The sequence below is a fragment of the Pseudomonas sp. Irchel 3H9 genome, assembly GCF_900187495.1.
Taxonomy (GTDB): Bacteria; Pseudomonadota; Gammaproteobacteria; order Pseudomonadales; family Pseudomonadaceae; genus Aquipseudomonas; species Aquipseudomonas sivasensis.
On the sequence record NZ_FYDK01000007.1, the window covers coordinates 97,305 to 121,231 of the forward strand.

Consider the following 23,927-nt stretch of genomic DNA (forward strand, 5'->3'; position numbering starts at 1 on the left):
CTGCCCGGTCTCAGCGGCCGTGGCTGTCGGTGTAGGCCAGCAGGGCCAGGAAGCGGGCGCGCTTGATAGCGGTGGCCAGCTGACGCTGATAACGTGCTTTGGTACCGGTGATACGGCTTGGAACGATTTTGCCGGTCTCGGATACGTAGGCTTTCAGAGTGTTGAGATCTTTGTAATCGATCTCCTTCACTTCTTCAGCGGTGAAGCGGCAAAACTTACGACGACGGAAGAAACGTGCCATTTGATAGGCTCCTTAATAAGGTCCGTGGATTACTCGTCAGCGTTATCGCTGCTGTCGCTGTCATCACTATCAGCGCTATCAGCGCCTTCGTGCTCAGGACGGTCGCGACGCTCACGGCGCTCACTGCGGTTTTCTTCAGCCTTGAGCATCTCGGATTGGCCGGTAACGGCTTCTTCGCGACGGATGACCAGGTTACGGATCACTGCATCGTTGTAGCGGAAGTTGTCTTCCAGCTCGGCCAGGGCCTTGCCAGTGCACTCAACGTTCAGCATCACGTAGTGAGCCTTGTGAACATTGTTGATTGCGTAGGCCAGTTGACGACGACCCCAATCTTCCAGACGGTGGATTTTGCCGCCGTCTTCTTCGATCAGCTTGGTGTAACGCTCAACCATGCCGCCGACTTGCTCGCTTTGATCCGGGTGGACCAAAAAGATGATTTCGTAATGACGCATGAATGCTCCTTACGGGTTGTAGCCTGCCGCTCAAAAACGGTCAGACAAGGAGTGAATGACACTTATGGATCTTGCCGCAGGGAGGCACATGCGTGCCTGCCGAGTGGGCAAGGGGCGCAATTGTAGAGAAGGGGAAGAACGGGCGCAAGGTGATTGGTGATTATTTGAACAATCTCCCACACCTCACAAAAACAAATGTGGGAGGGCGCTTGCTCCCGATTGCAGCGGGCCAGTCACAACAGCTGTAACTGAACCACTGCTATCGAGGGACAAGCCCCCTCCCACATTTTGACGCTATATCAGGATCAGAATTACTTCTTCACCTTGGCCTTGATCTGGGCACCACGCTGACGCTGAGCTTCAAACAGGCACACGCCGGTCGCAACCGACACGTTGAGACTGCTGACGCTGCCTGCCATCGGCAAATGCACCAGATAATCACAATGCTCACGGGTCAAACGACGCATACCCTTACCTTCAGCCCCCATGATCAGAATGGTCGGCCCAGTGAGGTCCTGGTCATAAATACTGACCTCGGCCTCCCCCGCCGTACCCACGACCCACAGCCCGCGCTGCTGGAGCTTCTCCAGAGTGCGCGCCAGGTTGGTCACGGCCACCAGCGGAATCACTTCCGCTGCGCCGCAGGCGACCTTGCGCACAACCGGCGTCAGGGTAGCCGACTTGTCTTTAGGCACAATTACTGCCAACGCGCCGGCAGCATCCGCCGAACGCAGGCAGGCGCCAAGGTTGTGCGGGTCGGTCACGCCGTCCAGCACCAGCAACAGCGGCGCGCCTTCGGTGCGGTCGAGCAGCTCGTCGAGCATGGCTTCGCCCCAGACCTGGCTAGGACTCACGTCCGCGACCACACCCTGGTGAACGCCTTCGACCCACACGTCCATTTCACGACGCTCGGCCTGGCCGATGGCAACCTTGTTTTGAGTGGCCAACTCAACCAGCGCCTGCACGCGAGGCTCGCTGCGACCTTCCGCCAACCACACTTGTTTGACGCGTTTAGGGTGATGACGCAGCAGTGCTTCTACGGCGTGGACGCCGTAGATTTTTTCCAGACTCATGACTTGGCCTTAGGTTTGCGCGACCCGCCGCTTTTCGCGGGGGCCGAACCCGCTTTTGGCGGGCCTTTACGATGTTTACTGGGTTTGCTCGACGGCTTTTCCGCCCCTTGGGACTTTCCCCCAGACGCCGCTTTACCACCGCTTTTGGCTTCGTTGAGCAACTGCTGCTTCAGCTCGCGGCTCTTGCGCAGCTCGGCGTTTTTCGCCGCTGCGTCACTTGGACGGTAAGCTTCGGGGGCCTTGTCCTTGACGGAGGACCGGCGACCAGCCTTGGCTGGCGCAGGCTCGGCGGCCGCTGCTTTCGCAGGAATTCCTTTGCCTTTGGCGGTCGGCGCTGCGGTTTCGACGCCGCGCTTTTTACGACCCGCCGGTTCGGCTGGCTTGTCTGGCATACCGAAGTCGATCTTGCGCTCGTCAAGGTCGACGCGCATGACCTGCACTTCAACCGTGTCACCCAGACGGAAGCTGCGACCGGTGCGCTCGCCCGCCAGGCGGTGATGCACAGGATCGAAGTGGTAGTAATCACCCGGCAAGGCCGTAACGTGCACCAGGCCTTCGACGTAGATGTCGGTCAGCTCGACGAACAGGCCAAAGCCTGTCACGGCGGTGATTACACCCGGGAAGGTTTCGCCCACGCGGTCTTTCATGAACTCGCACTTGAGCCAGTTCACTACGTCGCGCGTGGCTTCGTCGGCGCGGCGTTCGCTCATGGAGCACTGCTCGCCCAGCTGTTCCAGGGCCGCCTCGTCGTACGGATAGATCCGTGCTTTCGGTATGGTCATGGCGCCAGCGCGCTTAACGTGCGGGGTGTTCTGCTTGGAATGGATCACACTGCGGATCGCGCGGTGCGTGAGCAGGTCAGGATAACGGCGAATTGGCGAGGTGAAGTGGGTGTACGCCTCGTAGTTCAAGCCGAAGTGGCCCTGATTATCGGCACTGTACACCGCCTGGCTCAACGAACGCAGCATCACGGTCTGAATCACATGGTAATCAGGACGGTCCTTGATGCTGGCCAGCAATGCCTGGTAGTCCTTCGGCGTCGGACCGTCCTTGCCTTTGTGCAGGGAAAGGCCGAGCTCTCCGAGGAACGCGCGCAGTTTTTCCAGACGCTCTGGCGGAGGACCATCGTGCACGCGGTACAACGCAGGAATCTCATGCTTCTTCAGGAATTCAGCGGTGGCCACGTTGGCCGCCAGCATGCACTCCTCAATCAGCTTGTGCGCATCGTTACGGGTCGTCGGGGTGATTGCGGCGATCTTGCGCTCGGAACCGAAGACAATCCGGGTTTCCTGGGTTTCAAAATCGATCGCGCCACGCACATGACGAGCACCCAACAGCACCTTGTACAGCGAGTAAAGCTGCTTGAGGTGCGGCACGACATGCCCGTACTCACCACGCAAAGCCTTGGCTTCGCTTGTTTTAGGCTGTTCCAGAATGGTACTGACCTTGTTGTAGGTCAGGCGCGCCTGGGAGTGGATCACCGCTTCGTAGAACTGGTAATCGGTCATTTCGCCGGTTTTCGAGATAGTCATCTCGCACACCATGGCCAAACGGTCGACTTTCGGGTTCAGGGAGCACAGCCCGTTGGACAATTGCTCAGGCAGCATCGGGATCACGCGCTCCGGGAAGTACACGGAGTTGCCGCGCACCTGGGCTTCGTTATCCAGTGCAGAACCGATCTTCACATAGCTGGACACGTCGGCAATCGCGACGAACAACTTCCAGCCGCCAGAGAACAGACGCAACTTGCCGGGCTTGGCTTCGCAGTAAACCGCGTCGTCGAAGTCGCGAGCATCTTCGCCGTCGATGGTGACAAACGGCAGATGGCGCAGGTCGATGCGTTTTTCTTTGTCTTTTTCTTCAACTTCAGGCTTGAGCTTGGCGGCTTCTTTCAGCACAGCTTCAGGCCAGACGTGAGGAATATCGTAGGTGCGCAGCGCGACGTCGATTTCCATCCCCGGCGCCATGTAGTTGCCGACAACTTCAACGATGTCGCCCTGAGGCTGAAAGCGCGCAGTAGGCCAGTGGGTGATTTTCACCTCAACGAACTGACCGACCTTCGCAGCGCCATTGCGGCCCGGGGTAATCAGCACTTCCTGCTGGACCTTTGGGTTATCCGGCACAACAAAGCCAATACCGCCTTCTTCGAAGTAACGACCAACGATGGACTCGTGGGCACGGGACACCACTTCGACGATCACGCCTTCACGGCGACCGCGACGGTCCAGGCCGGAAACGCGCGCCAAGGCACGGTCACCATCGAACACCAAGCGCATTTGCGCCGGGCTCATGAACAGGTCGTCACTGCCGTCATCCGGGATCAAGAAGCCGAAGCCATCACGGTGACCGGCAATGCGGCCAAGGATCAAGTCGAGCTTATCCACAGGCGCGTAAGTGCCACGGCGGGTGTAGATCAGTTGAGCGTCGCGCTCCATGGCACGCAATCGGCGGCGCAGGGCTTCAAGCTGGTCTTCGGTGGTCAGACCGAATTCTTCAACCAACTGCTCGCGGCTAGCAGGCGAACCCCGATCGGCGAGATGCGCCAGGATCAGTTCGCGGCTAGGAATAGGGTTTTCATATTTTTCCGCTTCACGAGCGGCCTCGGGATCGAGGGACTGCCAATCGGCCATTAGAGAGTTTTCACCTTGTCTATATGTGGGTTAGTTTGGCATACGCGTATTGAAACGGGAAATTTCAGGCATCAACAAGCGTTTTAAAGCCCTTAATGGCCCTCGCTGCGCACCTTGCACGACCATTGGCGAAATATTCCAGGCTTTTTTCATAGCAGGGGTTTACAGCTTATAAGCCTCTCCGTATAGTGCGCGCCATCGACGACGGCAACGTTGTTGATGATGCCCAGGTGGTGAAATTGGTAGACACGCCAGCTTCAGGTGCTGGTGATCGCAAGGTCGTGGAAGTTCGAGTCTTCTCCTGGGCACCAAATTCAGATCAAACCCGCGAAAGCGGGTTTTTTCGTTTCAGGCTTCTGATTTTTAACGTAAATCCCGATTTATTTTATTGAATCAGGGGTTTACAGATCAAAAAGCCCGCCGTATAGTTCGCCCCATCAACAGCGGCAACGTTGCTTGATAAAGCCCAGGTGGTGAAATTGGTAGACACGCCAGCTTCAGGTGCTGGTGATCGCAAGGTCGTGGAAGTTCGAGTCTTCTCCTGGGCACCAAATTCAGATCAAACCCGCGAAAGCGGGTTTTTTCGTTTCTGGGGCTGAAACTTTGCAGGTGATTCCCTCCTGGGTCGCACTTGAGAAGTTTTATCGTTTATCCTTGTAAGAATTTGTTGCTTACAAGTGAGGAACACCCCGGATGATGATCCGCGATACCCGCCCCAAGACATCCCTTCTGCGTGGCCTTACCATCACTCTGCTCGGCCTGGCCCTGCTCTCGCCCGCGGCCTACTCTGCCGACAAAGTTTCCCTGACCCTATACAACGGCCAGCACAAAGAAGTCGGCGACGAACTCGCCAAGGCTTTCGAAGCCAAGACCGGCATTCACGTCAACGTACGCAAAGGCAGTAGCAACCAACTGGCCAGCCAGGTGGTGGAAGAAGGCGACCGCTCTCCCGCCGACGTCATCTACACCGAAGAATCCCCTCCCCTGAACAAACTCGGCGAGCAAGGCCTGCTGGCCAAGATCGACGGGAGCACCCTCGACGTGCTGCCCAAAGATTACGTCGGCAGCAACGGCGACTGGATGGGAGTGACTGCGCGCACCCGCGTCGTGGCCTTCAACCCGAAACTGATTGCCGAGAAAGACCTGCCCAAATCCGTGCTGGATTTCGCCGGCCCCGAGTGGCAAGGCAAGGTCGGTTTCGTGCCCACCAGCGGCGCGTTCCAAGAACAGGCCGTGGCGATCATCAAATTGCACGGTCGAGAGGCAGCTGAAGAATGGCTGACCGGCCTGCGCGCCTTTGGCAAGGTTTACAGCAACAACATGGTCGCCCTTAAAGCCGTGGAGAACGGCGAAGTGGCCACCGTACTGGTGAACAACTATTACTGGTTTGCCCTTAAGAAAGAAAAAACCAACCTGGACTCCAAGCTGCATTACTTCACCGACGGCGATGCCGGCGGCCTGATTACCGTGTCGTCCGCTGCCGCATTGAAATCCAGCAAGCACCCCAAGGAAGCCCAACAACTGCTGGCGTTCATGGCCAGTGAAGAAGGCCAGCGGGTCATCACCAACACCTCCGCGGAATACCCGCTGCGTAAAGGCATGGAATCCAACCGAGGCCTTAAGCCTTTCAGCGAGCTACAACCGCCAAAAGTCACGCCTGCGGACCTTGGCAACGCCGAAGAAGCGCTGGAGCTGGAACGTGACGTTGGCTTGAACTGATGAACCCATCGCTACCCGCCACCGCCCTGCGCAGGGGATTGAGCCCTCGACGCAAACGCCCGTCAATCTGGCTGCTGCTTCCAGTGCTGTTTCTGGTTAGCCTGAGCCTGCTTCCATTGGCCTATGTCGGCCTTAAAGCCTGGCAAGCTGGATGGGCGGAGGCGGTGCATCTGCTGTGGCGGCCTTATGTGTTCGGGCTGCTGCGCAACACCTTGGCGCTGATGGTTGGGGTAACGGTAACCTGCGGCGTGATCGGCCTGTCCCTGGCTTGGCTGCTGGAACGCAGCAACCTGCCAGGGCGACGCATATGGGGCGTGATCCTGTGCCTGCCGTTTGCGGTCCCTGCGTTTGTCAGCAGCTTTACCTGGGTGTCGCTGAGCGCCAACTTCGAAGGGCTGGGCGGGGCGATCCTGGTGATGAGCCTGTCCAAATACCCGCTAGTGTTTCTGCCAGTGGCAGCAACATTGCGTAACCTTGACCCCTCCCTTGAAGAATCTGCTCGCACGCTGGGCCTCAATCGCCGGGCAGTTTTTCTGCGCATTACGTTGCCGCTGCTGTGGCCATCGCTGCTGGCCGGGGCACTGCTGATCGCGCTGCATATGCTGGTGGAATTCGGTGCGCTTTCGATCATCGGCTTGCAAACCTTCACCACCGCGATCTACCAGCAGTTCGAGCTGGAATTCAGCAACGCCAACGCTGCGATGCTTTCAGCGGTACTGCTGGTGATGTGCCTTACCCTGCTGTGGCTGGAACTGCGCGTGCGCGGCAAGGGCCGACATGTACGTATCGGCCAAGGCGCGGCGCGGCATGCCGAGCAGGTTCGATTGGGCAAGTGGGCGCCACTCGGCCAGGTGTACTGCCTGGCATTGGCGGTCATCGGTAGTGGGATTCCGCTGGGCATGCTCGGCTATTGGCTGGCCGTAGGTTCGTCGGCGGCTTTTCCAGTGGCAGAAATTGGTGAAGCGCTTCTGTCCTCGCTGGCGCTGTCCCTGGGCGGTGCAGCGTTGTGCCTGGTACTGGCCGTGCCGGTCGGCCTGCTGGTGGTGCGCTATAAAGGCAAACTGGCGATCTGGGCTGAGCGTCTGCCGTACCTGCTGCACGCGCTGCCCGGCCTGGTGATTGCGCTTACGCTGGTGTATTTCGCCTTGCATTACGTGCCTGCGCTGTACCAGACGTCTGCGTTGTTGCTGATCGCCTATGCGCTGTTGTTCTTGCCACTGGCTCAGGCGCCGATTCGCACCGCCTTGAATAAGGCCGCGCCGCAGCTGGAGGAAGCAGCGCGCACACTGGGTGCTTCGTCGTTCAGTGCGTTTTGCCGAGTGACTTTGCCGATTATCTTCCCGGCGCTGGGGGCAGCGTTTGCGCTGGTGTTCCTGGATGCGATGAAGGAATTGACGGCGACGCTGCTGCTCAGCCCGACTGGGCTAAACACACTCGCCACGGCGGTATGGTCGCATACGTCGAATGTAGAATTCGCGGCGGCAGCCCCTTATGCGGCGTTGTTGATACTGGTGTCGGGGCTGCCGGTGTATCTGCTCACGACGCGGATGTATCTGAGTCGCTGAAACCGCTATTGAGGCAATGCTAAGCGCGAAACTGCCCCAAGCTCGCCTTCAACTGCGCCGCCAGCCCATCCAGGACTTTGCCACTGGCGGTCGTTTCCACCACCGCCTGCGCGGCACGCTCAGCCTGGGCATGGATCACCTCCACCCGACCACGCACTGCATGGGCGCCCTGGGCCTGATGCTCAGCCGCACGGGTAGCCAAGCCGATCGCGGCATGCACCTGTTCTACCGAAGCCTGCACCGTCTGCTGCAAGCGCTCGCTCTCACGCAGCACCAGTAAACCTTCGCTGGCCTGGCGCCCGGCCTTGCCAATGGTTTCCACAGCCTCACGCGCGCCCTGTTGCAACGCCACGATATGCGCCTGGATATCACCGGTGGAGCTCTGGGTTTTACTGGCCAGCGCACGCACTTCGTCCGCCACCACCGCAAAACCGCGCCCGGTCTCACCAGCGCGTGCCGCCTCAATGGCCGCGTTGAGCGCCAGCAAGTTGGTTTGCTCGGCGATACCATGGATTACCGTCAACACCACTTCGATCTGCTCACTTTGCTGAGCCAGCCGTTCGATCACCTGTGAGCCAGCCTGGACCTGCCCCGCCAACGCCTCGATCAAGCTGCCGACTTCAGCCGAAGTGCGTGAGTTTTCATCCGTGGCCTGGCGAATATCGACGACCTGTTGCAATGCCGCCTGCATGGCGTGGCTTTCGGCCTGGGCTTCGTCGGCCATCTGCGACAACGCGCGCAAGCTCTCGGCCACTTCGTCGCGCTGCAAGCCAGCCGCCGCATCAGCACCGGCATTACGCAAGGTCATGGCACCAATCTCCACACCGGTACGCTGGGCCACATCGCCCGCCTCGCGCACGATGGGCTGCAACTTATCCACAAAGCGATTGACCGCTGAGGCCATGTCGCCGATTTCGTCCTTGCTACTGATCTGCACGCGCTTGGTGAGATCCCCCTCGCCCGCCGCCAGATCATCCATAGCGGCAATCAACAACTTCAGGCGATTGACCACGCGGCGACCGAGCACGACAGCGATCAACACCAATACGCCGAAACCCACTACGGCCAACCCCATGCCGATACGCCAGCGCAGCGTGCCCGCGGCCTCCTGCACGGCCTCGGTGGTGTTGGCAGTCATCTGGGTCGCAGTGGCCTGTGCCGACTGCAGGCGAGCACCCATGGCCGCCGCACTGTCGGCTGCGGCGCCTTTGAGACTATCGCCGACCAACTGATCACCGCTGGCAATCAGGGCGGCAAAGCGCTTGTCCAGTGCTTGCAGGTCGGCCTCTACCGAAGCAGTCGATACGCCCATGAGCACTTTGCCGATTTCTACGCCATTGGGGCTGATGGAGGCCTCAACGTAGAACACCGAAGGGTCGTTTTTCGCGGCATTCAGCACTTTGTCCAAGGCGCGGTCGCCTTGGCCTTTTTCCAGCAGCGCCTTGTTGATCGGATTTTCGCGATTAAGGTAACGGGTTAGATGCTCACCCGCTGCGTCGTCGTAGACCACAAACAGCACGTTGGGATTGCGCTGGGCCCGTCGGGCAAACTCGGACAATGTAGGTACGTCGCTGTCCCACATGGCGCGGGGCGCCACCGAAGCCAGCAGCTGCGCCATGTCGTTGGCGGAATCCTTCAAGTCTTTTTCCAGGGTCGCACGCAGCTGCTTCTGCTCTTCCTGCAGGCGTGTGGAAAGCCCTGCCGTCAGACGTTGCCGAGTGCTGGCAGACAAGCTATCGAGGCTTGACGTGACCTCCTTACCGGCTTGGGCCAACTCACCAGACAGCTTCTGGCTATCGATACCCAGACGATTACCCAAATCAGCTTCCAATGCAGTGACGGTGCTCCGGGTTAGAGCGACCGCCACCAGCACTTGCACCAAAAGGGCGATACCCAAGGTAACGAAGACCGGTCGCAACAGACGACTTTGTAACAACGACAGAACGGCAGACATCAAGAATCCCTCCACCACGGGTGCCATTAATTTGATAGCACCGCGAAAAAGAGAAACACAGCAAGGGTCGTGCCGCCTCGCAAACAGAAACGAAAAAGGGCTCCCGAAGGAGCCCTTTGCTTTTTACATCAACAGCTTATTAAGCGAACGGATGACGCAGAACGATAGTTTCGTTGCGGTCCGGGCCCGTCGAAATAATGTCAATCGGCGCACCGATCAGCGCTTCGACACGCTTGATGTAAGCGCGGGCGTTGGCCGGCAGCTCTTCCAGGGTCTTAGCACCCACGGTCGATTCGGTCCAGCCCGGCACTTCTTCGTACACAGGCTGCAAGCCTACGTAGCTGTCAGCATCAGTCGGAGCAACATCATTGCCTTCCGCATCTTTGTAGCCGACGCAGATGTTGATGGTTTCCAGACCGTCGAGTACATCCAGCTTGGTAAAGCAGATGCCCGAGATGCTGTTCACATCGATAGCGCGACGCAGGATAACGGCGTCGAACCAGCCGCAACGACGGGCACGACCGGTGGTAGCACCGAACTCGTGACCTTGTTTGGCCAGGTGCGCACCGACTTCGTCAAACAGCTCAGTCGGGAATGGGCCCGAACCTACGCGCGTGGTGTAAGCCTTGGTGATGCCCAGGATGTAATCCAGGAACATCGGGCCAACGCCCGACCCGGTCGCAACGCCGCCAGCGGTGGTGTTGGAGCTGGTCACGTACGGGTAGGTGCCGTGGTCAATGTCCAGCAACGAACCTTGGGCGCCTTCGAACATGATGTCTTTGCCAGCGCGACGCAGGTCGTGCAGCTCGGCCGTCACGTCCAGCATCAGCGGCTTGAGCAGCTCAGCGTATTCCTTGCACTCGGCCAGGGTCTTGTCGAACTCAATGGCTGGCTCTTTGTAGTAACCGACCAGCATGAAGTTGTGGTAGTCCACCAGCTCACGCAGCTTGTCTTCAAAACGCGGCATGTTGAGCAGATCGCCCACACGCAGGCCACGACGTGCAACTTTGTCTTCGTAGGCTGGGCCGATGCCGCGACCGGTCGTACCGATCTTCAGCTCGCCACGGGCCTTTTCACGGGCCTGGTCCAGCGCAACGTGGAAGGACAGGATCAGCGGGCAAGATGGGCTGATACGCAGGCGCTCGCGCACCGGTACGCCCTTCTCTTCCAGCTTGATGATCTCGCGCAGCAGGGCGTCAGGTGCAACCACCACGCCGTTGCCGATCAGGCACTGCACACCTTCGCGCAAGACGCCCGACGGGATCAGGTGCAAGACGGTTTTTTCGCCATCGATGACCAGGGTATGGCCAGCGTTGTGGCCACCTTGGTAGCGCACTACGGCGGCAGCATGTTCGGTCAGCAGATCAACGATCTTGCCTTTGCCCTCATCACCCCATTGGGTGCCCAGGACTACGACATTCTTACCCATAACACTTGTCCTCATTCGCGCAAACTTGGTGCCGGCGATGGCCGGCAGGAAAACTCAAGAAGCCAGTGGCGATACTTGCCAAAGCCCGTTCTGCAGAATCAATTGCCGGTCGCAGTCCGCTTCACGGGCGGCGGCCAATGGCTGGCCAGGCAAGGCCTGGACAACACGCTGACCCTCACTGCGCAACTGGCAAACCTGCTGCCAGAGTGCTGCGTCCGTACTGTCGGGCATCCAAATGCCACCAGACGGCAGCTCGACCTCAGCACGCCCCAGGGTCACCAGGGTTTTCAAATCGGTGGAGAAGCCAGTCGCCGGACGCGCACGACCGAAGTCGGCGCCGATATCGTCGTAACGACCGCCTTGGGCGATGGCCTGGCCAACGCCCGGAACAAACACCGCAAACACCACACCGGTGTGGTAGTGGTAACCGCGCAGCTCGCCCAAATCAAAGTACAGCGGCAAATCTGGGAAACGTGCCGACAGCTGCTCGGCAATCGCCAGCACATCATCCAGCGCCGCCAGTACCGGCGCAGGCGCATTGGCCAGGCGTTCACGCGCAGCTGCCAGCACTTCACGGCCGCCGCACAGATTCACCAGCGCGCGCAGCATGCCAGCCAGGTCGGCAGGCACACCTTCGGTCAGTGCGATTACTTCATCGATAGCCTTACGCTGCAGGGCATCGAACAGCTGTTGCTCTACCTCACCGGACAAACCGGCCGCACGGGCCAGGCCACGGTAGATACCGACGTGACCCAGGTCCATGTGGACATCAGGCACGTCAGCCAGTTGCAGCATGGCCAGCATCAAGCTGATCACTTCAACGTCGCTGCTCGGGCTGGCATCACCGTACAACTCGGCGCCCAGCTGGATAGGGCTACGGGAAGACGACAAGGCACGCGGCTGAGCATGCAGCACGCTACCGGCGTAGCACAGACGGCTAGGGCCTTCGCGGCGCAGGGTGTGCGCATCGATGCGCGCCACCTGCGGCGTGATGTCTGCCCGAAAGCCCATTTGCCGGCCCGATTGCGGATCAATGACCTTGAAGGTGCGCAGATCCAGGTCCTGGCCCGCGCCGGTCAGCAGGGATTCCAGGTACTCGATATGAGGAGTTACGACAAACTCGTAACCCCAGCTCTGGAACAGATCCAACACCTGGCGACGCGCTACTTCAATGCGCGCAGCTTCTGGTGGCAGTACTTCTTCGATGCCATCTGGCAGCAGCCAGCGGTCTACCGTTGCCATTACGCCATTCCCCTTTGATCCGGGCGGCCAGCCCTCGGCCGAGCCTTGAGTGAAGCAGAAAATACCCGCCCCCTGCATAAACCACGCGCAAGAGCGACGTGACGAACGGCCTGTAAACGGCCTCGTCGGGCACTTTCCTCGAAAAACCTGTCACGCCTGCCGAATCAAACATGCAGACGCAAAAAAGCCGGGAATTTCCCGGCTGCCGCATCATACACCCGTTTTCTGAAAGGATCACCCCGCCAGGCATTTTAGCCGCCCGACGGAGTGCGCCCTACAAAATCACAGGCTGATTACTTGGACTTTTCCAGGTAGCGGAAAAAGTCGCTGCTTGGGTCCAGCACCATGACGTCGGTTTTGTTTGCGAAGCTTTCACGATAGGCGCGCAGGCTACGGTAGAACGCGTAGAACTCCTGGTCCTGGCCGTACGCCTTGGCGTAGATCGCCGCAGCTTGAGCATCACCATCACCACGGGCCTCTTCAGACTCGCGATAGGCTTCTGCCAGCAGTACGCGACGCTGACGGTCGGCATCCGCGCGGATACCTTCAGCCAGCTCGTTACCCTTGGCGCGGTGCTCACGAGCCTCCCGCTCACGCTCGGTGCTCATTCGCTCGAACACGCTGCGATTCACTTCCTTAGGCAGGTCGATAGCCTTGACCCGAACATCGACCACTTCGATGCCCAGCTCTTTTTCCGCCATCGTGTTGAGCGAACGCGTGATGTCAGCCATCAGTGCGTCACGCTCACCGGATACCACCTCGTGCAGAGTGCGCTTACCAAACTGGTCACGCAGGCCCGATTCCAGACGGCGCGACAAACGCTCGTCGGCAATCTGCTTGAGGCCGGAGGTCGCAGTGTAGAAGCGCTCGGCATCCTTGACGCGCCACTTGGCGTAGGCATCAACCATCACGGCTTTCTTTTCCAGGGTCAGGAAGCGTTGTGTTGGTGCATCCAGGGTCATCAGGCGGGCGTCGAACTTGCGCACTTGGTTGACGTAGGGCACTTTCACATGCAAGCCCGGCTGGACATCCGCCTGAACCACGCGACCGAATTGCAGCAGCACCGCACGCTCGGTCTGAGCCACGATGTAGAAGCAGTTCCAGGCAGCGATGACAACGACGACGCCCACAATCAGGGCTGTCAGCGATTTATTGCTCATCAACGACTCTCCCTGGTACGTGATTGCTGTTGCAGCAAGTCAGCGGCGGCACGGGCGCTCGCTTCGTTGGCAGCGGCATTGGAGCCGGAGGCCGGTGCGCTGGTGCTGCTACGACCACCTTCGATCATCTTGTCCAACGGCAGGTACAGCAGGTTGTTCTGCCCACCCTTGCTGCCGGTCACGAGGACCTTGCTGGTGTTGCTGAAGACTTCCTGCATGGTGTCCAGGTACAGACGCTCACGGGTGACTTCAGGAGCTTTGCGGTATTCGGCGACCAGTTTGGTAAAGCGATCCGCCTCACCCTTGGCGCGGGAAACCACTTCGTCACGGTAACCGTTGGCATCCTCAAGGATACGCTGGGCCTGACCACGAGCTTCCGGCACAACGCCGTTGGCATAGGTTTCAGCCTGGTTGCGCGAACGCTGCTCGTCTTCACGGGCGCGGATCACGTCATCGAAGGCTTCCTGCACTTCGCGCGGTGCAGCTGCGCTCTGTACGTTTACCTGAGTGACAGTGATGCCGGTGCGATAGGTATCGAGGAACCGTTGCAGGCGCTCCTTGATCTCGCTGGCCATCAATTCACGACCTTCGGTCAGCACCTGGTCCATCGCAGTGGAACCCACCACGTGGCGCAAGGCGCTTTCGGTTGCGTGCTGCAGGCTGATTTCCGGCTGATCAACATTCAGCACGAAGTCCTGCAGGTTGCTGATCTTGTACTGCACGGTCAGCGGCACTTCGACGATGTTCTCGTCTTCGGTCAGCATCTGGCCCTGCTTGGTGTAGGCACGCTCACGCGTGACATTCTCCATGTACTTCTTGTCGATCGGCGGGAAGTAGATATTCAGACCCGGCCCGACCGTTTCGTAGTACTTGCCGAAGCGCAGCACCACGGCCTGCTCCTGCTCGTCCACGACGTAGACTGCGCTGTACAGCCATACGGACGCCAGCACGACAAGACCGAGGCCCAGCAGGCCATAGCCGCCGCCCTTGCTTGTGCGACCACCGTCGTCACCACCACGTTTTTTTCCACCACCGAACAACCCATTCAGGCTTTCCTGCAGCTTTCGGAAGGCCTCGTCGAGATCTGGTGGCCCCTTGCGGTCGCCATTATTGCGGCGCTTACCACCCCAAGGATCCTGATTATTCGAGTTGCCACCCGGCTCATTCCAAGCCATAGCGCTCTCCATCTGATAAAGCAAAGACGCGCCCACGGCGCGCCGACCAATGCTACAGAATGCCTGCTACTGCGGCACAACCGCTTTCGGAGGCTTTTATTGCAAAGTGTGTTGTTCGATGAACTCTGTCGGGACTACACCTTCACGGCTGACCAGCCGATTGAGCTCCGAGCGCGGCAACCGAACGGCCAGCAAGCTGACACCTTCTTCGTCGTGTTCTTCTTTCTGTACCGCGCCCAGCTCGAAAAACTGTGCACGCAGTCGAGCAAAACGCTGAGGCAAGCGCAAGGTGCCGACAAACAAATCGCTGCCGAGCAATTCGGCAATGGCCTGTTCAAGCAGCTCCAAACCACTGCCATCACGCGCCGACAGCCATACCCGTTGGGGCCTGCCGTTCTCGTCGCGCTGGATTTGTGGCTCAACGCCTTCAAGCAAATCGAGTTTGTTATACACCTCAAGGATCGGCAAGTCCTGGGCACCAATCTCGCCCAGCACCACCATCACCTGCTCAATCTGCAACATGCGATCCGGTTCGGCCGCATCGATCACGTGCAAAAGCAGGTCGGAATTGCTCGACTCTTCGAGCGTAGACCGAAATGCCTCGACCAGCTTGTGGGGCAAGTGACGAATGAAACCCACCGTGTCAGCCAGGACGATCGGGCCGAGGTCGTCAATGTCCAAACGGCGCAAGGTCGGATCGAGGGTGGCGAAGAGTTGGTCGGCTGCGTAAACGTCGGATTTGGTCACGTTGTTGAACAACGTGGACTTGCCTGCGTTGGTATAGCCCACCAGGGACACAGTAGGGATATCCGCTCGGGAACGCCCGCGTCGCGATTGCTCGCGCTGGCTGCGCACTTTTTCCAGGCGCCCCTTGATCTGACGCAGGCGAACCCGTAACAGGCGTCGGTCGGTTTCGAGCTGGGTTTCACCCGGGCCGCGCATGCCTATACCACCACCTTGACGCTCAAGGTGAGTCCAGCCGCGAACCAGCCGGGTGCTCATGTGGTCAAGCTGGGCCAGTTCTACCTGGAGCTTGCCCTCATGGGTACGGGCGCGCTGGGCGAAAATATCGAGGATCAGGCCGGTACGGTCGATCACGCGACACTCGAAAACACGTTCGAGGTTACGTTCCTGACTGGGCGTGAGGGTGTGATTGAAGATCACCAGATCGGCTTCTTCGGCGTGGACCAGGTCGCGCAATTCCTCGACCTTGCCGCTGCCAATCAGAAATTTGGCGGTTGGCCGATGACGCGGCACGTTAAAAAACGCAACGGTCTCGGCGCCGGCCGAATTTGCCAACTCCTGAAACTCCTGCGGATCTTCGCGCGCCTCAGGGTCCTGTCCATCCAAGTGAACGAGGATTACTCGCTCACCACCACCGTGGCGCTCAAAGAACAAAGGAGACTCCTATCAGGCGTTACCTGGCTCAGCGTCACCTTGTTCGTCACCAGCTGCGCTAGGCAGACGGATTGGACGAACTGGAACGACTGTCGAGATAGCGTGCTTGTAAACCATCTGGCTGACGGTGTTTTTCAGCAGGATCACGAACTGGTCGAACGACTCGATCGTGCCTTGAAGCTTGATACCGTTGACCAGATAGATGGAAACCCCAACTTTCTCTTTACGTAAAGTATTCAAGTAAGGGTCTTGTAGCGAATGCCCTTTTGACATGTGCCGCACTCCTTTAAGGATCAATAATAAAAAATCGGAAAATAGATAGCTCAAGGCCGTCACACCCCCAAGGATAGACGGCAATTGCAAGGACTCAGCTCAATATGGAGACCGTTCCCAAGTATTTCAAGGCGCGTGACAGATTGTCGCTGTCCAGGCTGTCCAACCAGTGCAAATCGCTCCAGCTGCGCAGCCAGGTGAACTGGCGTTTCGCCAATTGGCGCGTGGCAATGATTCCGCGCTCCTGCATTTCGGCTGACGTCAGCTTGCCATCCAGATGATCCCAGACTTGGCGATAGCCTACAGCACGTATCGAAGGCAACCCTGGATGCAGGTCACCTCTGGAACGCAGTGCTACGACCTCGTCGATAAACCCCTGTTCCAACATAATTGTGAATCTTTGTGCAATTCGTTCATGCAGCACCTGGCGATTTGCCGGAGCGATGGCCAGATTCGCCACAGTATAGGGCAATTGTGACTGTCCAGATGCGCCTGCGTCAGCACTTTGCGCACTTTGTTTAAGCCGCAGTTCAGTCATGGTCTGGCCGCTGACACGCCAGACTTCCAGGGCGCGACTGAGACGCTGGGGATCGTTAGGGTGAATGCGCGCGGCCGAGACTGGATCAACCGCAGCCAACTGATCGTGCAGAGCCTGCCAACCGAAGCGTGCAGCTTCTTCTTCGAGCTCCGCACGCACTTGAGCGTCGGCCGGCGGCATATCCGCCAGACCTTCCTGCAAGGCTTTGTAATAGAGCATCGTGCCGCCCACCAGCAGCGGAATATTGCCCCGCGCGGTGATCTCGGCCATGGCGACCAAGGCGTCGGTACGAAAGTCAGCGGCCGAATAGCTCTCGGCCGGGTCAATGATGTCGATCAGGCGGTGCGGATGCTGAGCCAATTGCGCTTTAGACGGCTTGGCCGTGCCGATGTCCATGTCCCGGTAAACCAGGGCAGAGTCGACACTAATAAGCTCGCAAGGCAACACCTTGGTCAGCTCAATGGCCAGGTCGGTCTTACCGGCGGCCGTAGGGCCCATCAGGAAGATCGCGGGGGGCATGGCACTCATCAACGGCCGCGCAAGAACAGTTTGTCCAGATCGTCCAGGCCCATCTGGGTCCAGGTCGGCCGGCCATGGTTGCATTGTCCGCTGCGCTCGGTGTTTTCCATGTCGCGCAACAGGCCGTTCATTTCCGGCAAGGCCAGGCGCCGGTTAGCGCGGATGGCGCCGTGGCAGGCCATGGTGCCGAGCAATTCGTTGATGTGTGCCTGAATACGGTCACTGGTGCCGTACTCCATCAGGTCCGCCAGCACGTCGGCCACCAGCCGGTTGGCTTCGGCCTGCTTGAGCAGCGCGGGAATCTGGCGGATCGCCAGGGTTTCCGGGCCCAGGCGTTGCAGTTCAAAGCCCAGTTTCTGGAACACGCTGTGATGCTCTTCGGCGCAATCGGCTTCACGCTGACTGACGGAAAGAGACTCCGGCACCAGCAGCGGCTGACCGCTGAGGCCTTCGCTGGCCATGGCGATTTTCAGGCGTTCGTACATGATCCGCTCGTGGGCGGCGTGCATGTCCACCAGCACCAGGCCATGAGCGTTTTCCGCGAGGATATAGATGCCTTTTAGCTGCGCCAGCGCATACCCCAGCGGAGGAATGTCACCGCCACCCTCCGGCAAGGCGACTGCGCCCGGCTCGGCGCCTGGCAGAGGCGCGAAGAATTCGCGGTAGGCCGCCTGGGCCTCGGCCACTGGCACGGTCGATTGCGGGCGCGGGGTGTATTGGTATTGATAGCCCGCGCCAGCCCCAGAGCCCGGTGCGGTGTAAGCAGGCTGCGACTGCGGCGATTGCAGCAGGTTGGCCGCCAGGCTCATTTCGCCCTGGGGGCCGAACTCACCCGCTTCGGGACCGCTCGGACGCACCACAGCGGTCACTATCGGAGCCGACAGTTGATCGTCCGGGCGCACATCGCCCAGCGCGCGGTGCAAGGTGCCATAGAGGAAGTCATGCACCATGCGCCCATCACGGAAACGTACTTCGTGCTTGGTCGGGTGCACGTTGACGTCGACTACCGAGGGATCGACCTCAAAAAACAGCACAAATGTCGGATGACGCCCGTTGAACAGCACGTCGCGATACGCCTGACGCACCGCGTGGGCCACCAGTTTGTCGCGCACCGCACGGCCATTCACGAAAAAATACTGCAAGTCCGCCTGGCTGCGGGAGAACGTCGGCAAGCCAACCCAGCCCCACAGACGCAGGCCATTGCGCTCGATCTCGATCGGCAGCGCCTGCTCCAGGAACCCGCCGCCGCAAATCGCAGACACTCGCCGAGCGCGCGCGGCGTCGTCATGAGCCTCGTGCAGGCTGAGGATGGTCTTCCCGTTGTGCCGCAGATGGAAGGCCACGTCGAAGCGGGCCAGGGCCAGGCGCTTGATGACTTCTTGCAGGTGATCGAATTCGGTTTTCTCGGCCTTGAGGAATTTGCGCCGCGCCGGGGTGTTGAAGAACAGGTCGCGCACTTCCACCGAGGTGCCCACCGGGTGTGCGGCCGGCTGGACCCGAGGCGCCATGTCGCGGCCTTCGGTTTCCACTTGCCAGGCCTGCTCGGCATCGCGGGTGCGCGATGTCAGGGTCAGACGCGCCACGGAGCTGATCGAAGCCAAAGCCTCACCGCGAAAGCCCAGGCTCATGACCCGCTCAAGGTCTTCCAGATCGCGGATTTTGCTGGTGGCGTGACGGGCCAGGGCCAGGGGCAGGTCATCGGAAGAGATGCCGCTGCCATCGTCACGTACCCGCAACAACTTGACACCGCCCTGCTCCACATCGACATCGATACGCTTTGCACCAGAGTCGATGCTGTTTTCCAGCAGCTCCTTGATCACCGATGCAGGGCGCTCAACAACCTCACCCGCTGCAATCTGGTTAGCCAGGCGCGGGCTGAGCAACTCAATGCGCGACCCGCTGTTCAAGGTAGATTCGCTCATTACTGCGCCGCCAATTCTGTGCCTGGGATGGTCAACACCTGACCGACTTTCAACTCATCGGTTTTCAGGTTGTTGGCACTGCGCAATGTCGCGGCCGAGACTTGGAAACGCACCGCAAGCATCGCCAAGGTATCGCCGGGCTGCACGCGATGGTCACGCGGGCCTTGGGCGATCTTGCCGGAGTCACGCAGCCAAGCGACGTAAGTGCCCGGCGGCGGGTTCTGCTGGAAGAACTGGCGCACGCCGGCACTGATGGAGCGCGCCAACGCCTGCTGATGGCTGGCGCTGGCCAGCTTGGAGGCTTCGTTGGCGTTGGAGATGAACCCGGTTTCCACCAGAATCGATGGGATGTCCGGAGACTTCAACACCATAAACCCGGCCTGCTCCACACGCTGCTTGTGCAGCGAAGTCACGCGACCGATGTTGCTCAAGACCTTCTGGCCGACATTCAAGCTGGAAGTCAGCGAAGCGGTCATCGACAGGTCGAGCAGAACGCCAGCGAGCATCTTGTCCTTGTCATCGAGGGACACGTTGCCGGCACCACCGATCAAGTCGGAACGGTTTTCGCTGTCCGCCAGCCAACGAGCAGTCTCGGACGTGGCCCCGCGATCAGACAACGCAAACACCGAGGCGCCGAACGCAGCGGACGATGGCGCAGCATCGGCGTGAATCGACACAAACAGGTCGGCACCTTTCTTACGGGCGATTTCGGTACGGCCGCGCAGCGGAATGAAGTAGTCGCCGGTACGGGTAAGTTCGGCGCGATAGCCTTTCATACCGTTGATCTGACGCTGCAACTCACGGGCGATAGCCAGTACCACGTCTTTTTCATGCTGGCCGCGTGAGCCGGAAGCACCCGGGTCTTCACCACCATGGCCGGCATCGATCACTACGATAATGTCGCGTTTGCCAGCCGGGGCCGGTGGCGGCGGTGGCAACTTGACCTGGGGTTGCGACGGGCTGACGGGCACGGCAGGCACCGTTGCCACGCTCGGGGTTGGCGCAGGCGGCGGTGCGGCATCGGCAGCGTTGTCGAACAAGTCGACCACCAGTCGGTTGCCATATTGGGCATTCGGCGCCAGGGAGAAGCTTTTCGGCGTCACGACTTTTTTCAGATCGATGACAACGCGCAAATCGGTGGGCGTTCGCTGGGCCGAGCGCATGGCGGTGATCGGGGTGTTGGCAGTAGACACTTTGAGCGGCGCGGCCAGGGTCGCACCGTTGATGTCGATCACCAGGCGATCAGGCGCCGTGAGAGTAAAGACGCTGTGCTGGACCGGGCCAGACAGGTCGAACACCAGTCGCGTGTTATCCGGTGCTCGCCACAGGCGAACACTTTTCACCTGTGAAGCAGCCAGAGCATTGACAGTCATTGCCGCAAGCAACACCCCTACGACAGCAACCAACGCGCGAAAGCGCATACCTAACCCCACCAATTATTTGAATTCCAATGCCAAAGCGGCGCACCACGACTCTGCGCGCGCACTCTGGGGCAACAACTTCAGCTGACGTCCTGATTCACGCGGCGTAATGGTAATGGTCAGGTCCGGCTTTGGCAAAAAGCCTGTGCCTTTATCTGGCCACTCGATCAGGCACAGTGCGTCTTCGTCAAAGTAATCACGGATGCCCATGTACTCCAGCTCTTCGGGATCGACCAAACGATAGAGGTCGAAGTGGAAAGCACGCAACGCACCGATCTCATAGGGCTCGACCAAAGTGAACGTTGGGCTTTTCACCGCCCCTGCGTGCCCCAAACCGCGAATGATGCCTCGGGACAACGTCGTCTTGCCCGCCCCCAGGTCACCTTCGAGAAAGATGAGCCCCGCTGCGCCCGTGACCTGTGCAATACGATGACCGAACGCGACCATGGCGTCTTCATTGGCCAGGAAAAGGATTACTTCAGGCACGGCGACTGCTCCTCCAACAATTGACGAATGGCCGGTATCAGGTCGCTGGCCGCCAAGCCGCGACCCAGGCTGCCCTGGCGGTCCCCCGCCGTAGCGTGCAACCACACAGCCAGGCAGCTCGCTTCATAAGCAGGCATGCCTTGGGCCATTAACGCGCCCACCAGCCCGGCCAGTACATCGCCAAGGCCCGCTGTGGCCATCGCTGGATGCCCCTGATCACAACGGGAAACACGTCCATCGGGGCAGGCAATCAAACTGCCAGCACCCTTGAGGATAGCCACTGCACTGAATTTCTGGCTCAACGCGCGCGCCACCTTAAGGCGATCGGCCTGAACCTCGGCTGTAGAAATGCCCAATAAGCGCGCAGCCTCGCCCGGATGCGGCGTAATCACGCTACCGCTCGGAAGACTCACATTGCCGGTAGCCAGCTGATTCAGCGCGTCTGCGTCCCACACCTGCGGCAGCAGCGCGTTGGCGGCAACCGATAGCAGGCTTTTACCCCAGGACGCCTCACCCAACCCCGGACCAATAACGATTACCGAGATTTTTTCCAGCAAGCCCATAAGCTGGTTCGCCGAACTCACGCCCACGGTCATGACCTCAGGCACGCGGGCCAACGCGGCAGGCACGTGTTCAAGGCGAGTGGCCAGGGACACCATGCCGGCGCCGCTGCGCAAGGCACTTTCCGCGCTCAACAGCGCAGCGCCGCCAAAGCCGCGGTCGCCACCAATGACCAACAAATGGCCGAACTGGCCTTTATGGGCGTCCGAGGAACGCGCAGCCAGTTGCGGCAAATGGCCGTGCAACAAGGACTGAACGTCGGTTATTTCGTGTTTTGTCTGCGGCATGCGTCTTCAAGCTCCGATGTCTGGCAGAATTATACGCATCTAACCTGTGGTTTCCCGTGTCTCATGCCCGCTATTACCTCTGATCTGCCCGCCCTCGCCCAATCGATCAAAGACTGGGGCCGCGAACTGGGCTTTCAACAAGTCGGCATCAGCGGCCTGGACCTGGCCGAGCATGAACAGCATCTGCAACGTTGGCTAGACGCGGGTTACCACGGCGAGATGGACTACATGGGCGCCCATGGCAGCAAGCGCTCCCATCCCGACGAGCTCGTGCCCGGCACGTTGCGCGTGGTGTCGCTGCGCATGGACTACCTGCCTGGCGACACACAAATGGCGCAACTGCTGGCCCAGCCGGAAAAAGCCTACATCTCGCGCTACGCCCTGGGCCGCGACTACCACAAACTGATCCGTAAGCGCGTACAGCAACTGGCCGACCGCATTCAGGCACAGATCGGCCCATTTGGCTTTCGTGCATTCGTCGACAGCGCCCCCGTACTGGAAAAAGCCATCGCCGAAAAAGCCGGCCTGGGCTGGATCGGTAAAAACACCCTGGTACTCAACCGCAAGGCCGGCAGTTATTTCTTCCTCAGCGAACTGTTCGTCGATTTGCCGCTGCCGGTCGATGAGCCACACAGCACCGAACACTGTGGCCGCTGCACCGCCTGCCTGGATATCTGCCCAACCAATGCCTTCGTCGGTCCCTATGTGCTGGACGCCCGGCGCTGCATTTCCTACCTGACCATTGAACTGAAGAACGCGATCCCTGAAGACCTGCGCCCATTGATCGGCAATCGGGTGTTCGGTTGTGATGACTGTCAGATCGTTTGTCCGTGGAATCGTTTCGCTCGATCCACAGCCGAGGGCGATTTCAAGCCACGGCATAACCTGGATAACGCAGAACTGGCCGAACTGTTTATGTGGGACGAGGATAAATTCCTCAGCAGCACCGAAGGTTCACCCCTGCGCCGCGCGGGCTACGAGCGCTGGCTGCGCAACCTCGCGGTGGGCCTGGGCAATGCGCCGTCGAGCATTCCGGTGCTGGAAGCCTTGAAGGCACGCCGGGATTACCCGTCGGAGTTGGTGCGCGAACATGTGGAATGGGCGCTGAACCAACACGCTACGCGCTAGTGCACGTCGTCGTTGTAGACGAACTTGGGCATTTCCCAGTGAAAACGGATCGCCAGCAGGCGCAATAGAAAGCCGCTGAACAGGGTCAGCAGAATTGCCTGCTCGCTGGGCAATTCCAGATACAGACAGAGCAAGTAGAACCAGGCGGCCAGAAATGACACGCTGGCGTACAGCTCACGGCGGAAGATCAGCGGAATGTCGTTGCAGAAGATATCCCGCAGAATGCCGCCGAAGACGCCGGTGATCACCCCGCTGACCGAGGCCACCAGCATGCCGTGGCCCATTTCCAGTGCAGTCATGCAGCCGATCAGCGTGAAGGCGACCAGGCCTACGGCGTCCAGCGCTAGAAACAGCGAGCGCAGGTGACGCATCAGCGGCGCGATAAAGATCGTCACCAGCGCCGCGACGGAGGTCAGCACCAGGTATTCCGGGTGTTTGACCCACGTCAGCGGGTAATGCCCCAACAGCACATCGCGCACCGAGCCGCCGCCCAGCGCCGTTACGCAAGCGATCAGCACCACACCAAACCAGTCCATGCCGCGCCGACCAGCCGACAAGGCACCGGTCATGGCTTCGGCGGTGATGGCGATGAGGTAGAGCATCAGCAGCATGATGGCGATCCTTGCAAAGAGGCCGGCAGTCTAATCATTTGCTGATGGCACCAAAAGGGGGCGCTTGGCGATAAAACGAGTTGCCTGCATCGGGGGCAAGCCCCCTCCCACATTTGGACCTGGGAATACATTCAACTGTGGGA

20 protein-coding genes and 2 tRNA genes are annotated in these 23,927 nt (G+C 59.7%); 5 read left to right on the forward strand and 17 right to left on the reverse strand.

Annotation, left to right across the window (positions count from 1 at the left end; genetic code table 11):
* Positions 1-10 precede the first annotated feature (10 nt).
* The 4 genes from rpsR to rnr all read right to left on the reverse strand — a co-directional run bounded on the left by rpsR (position 11) and on the right by rnr (position 4,396).
* Entirely contained in the window at positions 11-241 is a 231-nt protein-coding gene (gene rpsR, locus CKW32_RS22685; protein WP_003171373.1) for a 30S ribosomal protein S18, read from the reverse strand.
* A gap of 29 nt (positions 242-270) precedes the next feature.
* Positions 271-693 (reverse strand): 30S ribosomal protein S6, encoded by a 423-nt coding sequence (gene rpsF / locus CKW32_RS22690; protein WP_003171371.1) that lies wholly within the window; start codon positions 691-693, stop codon positions 271-273.
* A gap of 311 nt (positions 694-1,004) precedes the next feature.
* A complete protein-coding gene (gene rlmB, locus CKW32_RS22695) occupies positions 1,005-1,766 on the reverse strand; it encodes a 23S rRNA (guanosine(2251)-2'-O)-methyltransferase RlmB (RefSeq protein ID WP_095186064.1) in 762 nt (253 codons plus the stop codon).
* On the reverse strand, positions 1,763-4,396 hold the full coding sequence (rnr, locus tag CKW32_RS22700) for a ribonuclease R (protein ID WP_095186065.1): 2,634 nt from the start codon (positions 4,394-4,396) through the stop codon (positions 1,763-1,765). The genes rlmB and rnr overlap by 4 nt, the downstream gene beginning before the upstream one ends.
* A gap of 224 nt (positions 4,397-4,620) precedes the next feature.
* On the opposite strand from rnr, the gene CKW32_RS22705 reads away from it, so the two are divergent.
* From CKW32_RS22705 to CKW32_RS22720, 4 genes are all read left to right on the forward strand, one after another.
* Positions 4,621-4,707: transfer RNA gene (locus CKW32_RS22705), tRNA-Leu, on the forward strand.
* Between the two features lie 153 nt (positions 4,708-4,860).
* Positions 4,861-4,947, forward strand: a tRNA-Leu gene (locus tag CKW32_RS22710).
* 142 nt (positions 4,948-5,089) lie between these two features.
* Positions 5,090-6,115, forward strand: a complete 1,026-nt coding sequence (locus CKW32_RS22715) for an extracellular solute-binding protein (protein ID WP_032890495.1) — start codon at positions 5,090-5,092, stop codon at positions 6,113-6,115.
* Entirely contained in the window at positions 6,115-7,680 is a 1,566-nt protein-coding gene (locus CKW32_RS22720) for an iron ABC transporter permease (protein WP_095186066.1), read from the forward strand. The genes CKW32_RS22715 and CKW32_RS22720 overlap by 1 nt, the downstream gene beginning before the upstream one ends.
* A gap of 19 nt (positions 7,681-7,699) precedes the next feature.
* On the opposite strand, the gene CKW32_RS22725 is transcribed toward CKW32_RS22720, so the two are convergent.
* The 12 genes from CKW32_RS22725 to CKW32_RS22780 all read right to left on the reverse strand — a co-directional run bounded on the left by CKW32_RS22725 (position 7,700) and on the right by CKW32_RS22780 (position 22,045).
* On the reverse strand, positions 7,700-9,634 hold the full coding sequence (locus CKW32_RS22725) for a methyl-accepting chemotaxis protein (protein ID WP_095186067.1): 1,935 nt from the start codon (positions 9,632-9,634) through the stop codon (positions 7,700-7,702).
* Between the two features lie 139 nt (positions 9,635-9,773).
* The gene (locus CKW32_RS22730) at positions 9,774-11,063 is read right to left on the reverse strand and encodes an adenylosuccinate synthase (RefSeq protein ID WP_032890489.1); all 1,290 of its coding nucleotides are present in this window, start codon (positions 11,061-11,063) and stop codon (positions 9,774-9,776) included.
* A 54-nt stretch (positions 11,064-11,117) separates the two neighbouring features.
* Positions 11,118-12,305, reverse strand: coding sequence for an ATP phosphoribosyltransferase regulatory subunit (locus CKW32_RS22735; RefSeq protein ID WP_032890487.1), 1,188 nt, complete (start codon positions 12,303-12,305; stop codon positions 11,118-11,120).
* Between the two features lie 293 nt (positions 12,306-12,598).
* Positions 12,599-13,465, reverse strand: coding sequence for a protease modulator HflC (gene hflC / locus CKW32_RS22740; protein ID WP_010213607.1), 867 nt, complete (start codon positions 13,463-13,465; stop codon positions 12,599-12,601).
* On the reverse strand, positions 13,465-14,640 hold the full coding sequence (gene hflK / locus CKW32_RS22745) for an FtsH protease activity modulator HflK (RefSeq protein ID WP_032890485.1): 1,176 nt from the start codon (positions 14,638-14,640) through the stop codon (positions 13,465-13,467). Before hflK ends, hflC begins: the two co-directional genes overlap by 1 nt.
* Before the next feature lie 96 nt (positions 14,641-14,736).
* Positions 14,737-16,038 carry a ribosome rescue GTPase HflX gene (gene hflX, locus CKW32_RS22750; RefSeq protein ID WP_032890483.1) on the reverse strand — a complete coding sequence of 434 codons (1,302 nt, stop codon included), beginning with the start codon at positions 16,036-16,038 and terminating at the stop codon, positions 14,737-14,739.
* 12 nt (positions 16,039-16,050) lie between these two features.
* Positions 16,051-16,311, reverse strand: a complete 261-nt coding sequence (gene hfq / locus CKW32_RS22755) for an RNA chaperone Hfq (protein WP_003188059.1) — start codon at positions 16,309-16,311, stop codon at positions 16,051-16,053.
* Positions 16,312-16,405: 94 nt separating this feature from the next.
* Positions 16,406-17,377 (reverse strand): tRNA (adenosine(37)-N6)-dimethylallyltransferase MiaA, encoded by a 972-nt coding sequence (gene miaA / locus CKW32_RS22760; RefSeq protein ID WP_095186068.1) that lies wholly within the window; start codon positions 17,375-17,377, stop codon positions 16,406-16,408.
* On the reverse strand, positions 17,377-19,290 hold the full coding sequence (gene mutL, locus CKW32_RS22765) for a DNA mismatch repair endonuclease MutL (protein WP_032890480.1): 1,914 nt from the start codon (positions 19,288-19,290) through the stop codon (positions 17,377-17,379). The genes miaA and mutL overlap by 1 nt, the downstream gene beginning before the upstream one ends.
* Complete coding sequence (locus CKW32_RS22770; protein WP_032890478.1) at positions 19,290-20,711, reverse strand: N-acetylmuramoyl-L-alanine amidase; 1,422 nt, start codon at positions 20,709-20,711, stop codon at positions 19,290-19,292. The genes mutL and CKW32_RS22770 overlap by 1 nt, the downstream gene beginning before the upstream one ends.
* Positions 20,712-20,726: 15 nt before the next feature.
* The gene (tsaE, locus tag CKW32_RS22775) at positions 20,727-21,197 is read right to left on the reverse strand and encodes a tRNA (adenosine(37)-N6)-threonylcarbamoyltransferase complex ATPase subunit type 1 TsaE (protein ID WP_095186069.1); all 471 of its coding nucleotides are present in this window, start codon (positions 21,195-21,197) and stop codon (positions 20,727-20,729) included.
* Positions 21,185-22,045, reverse strand: coding sequence for an NAD(P)H-hydrate dehydratase (locus tag CKW32_RS22780; protein ID WP_095186070.1), 861 nt, complete (start codon positions 22,043-22,045; stop codon positions 21,185-21,187). Before CKW32_RS22780 ends, tsaE begins: the two co-directional genes overlap by 13 nt.
* Before the next feature lie 63 nt (positions 22,046-22,108).
* Between CKW32_RS22780 and queG the strand changes: the two genes are divergently transcribed.
* Positions 22,109-23,173 (forward strand): tRNA epoxyqueuosine(34) reductase QueG, encoded by a 1,065-nt coding sequence (queG, locus tag CKW32_RS22785; RefSeq protein ID WP_032890472.1) that lies wholly within the window; start codon positions 22,109-22,111, stop codon positions 23,171-23,173.
* Here the strand turns inward: queG and CKW32_RS22790 are convergent.
* Entirely contained in the window at positions 23,170-23,787 is a 618-nt protein-coding gene (locus tag CKW32_RS22790; protein WP_172681530.1) for a trimeric intracellular cation channel family protein, read from the reverse strand. The two genes, queG and CKW32_RS22790, sit on opposite strands and share 4 nt — an antisense overlap.
* Between the last annotated feature and the right edge of the window lie 140 nt (positions 23,788-23,927).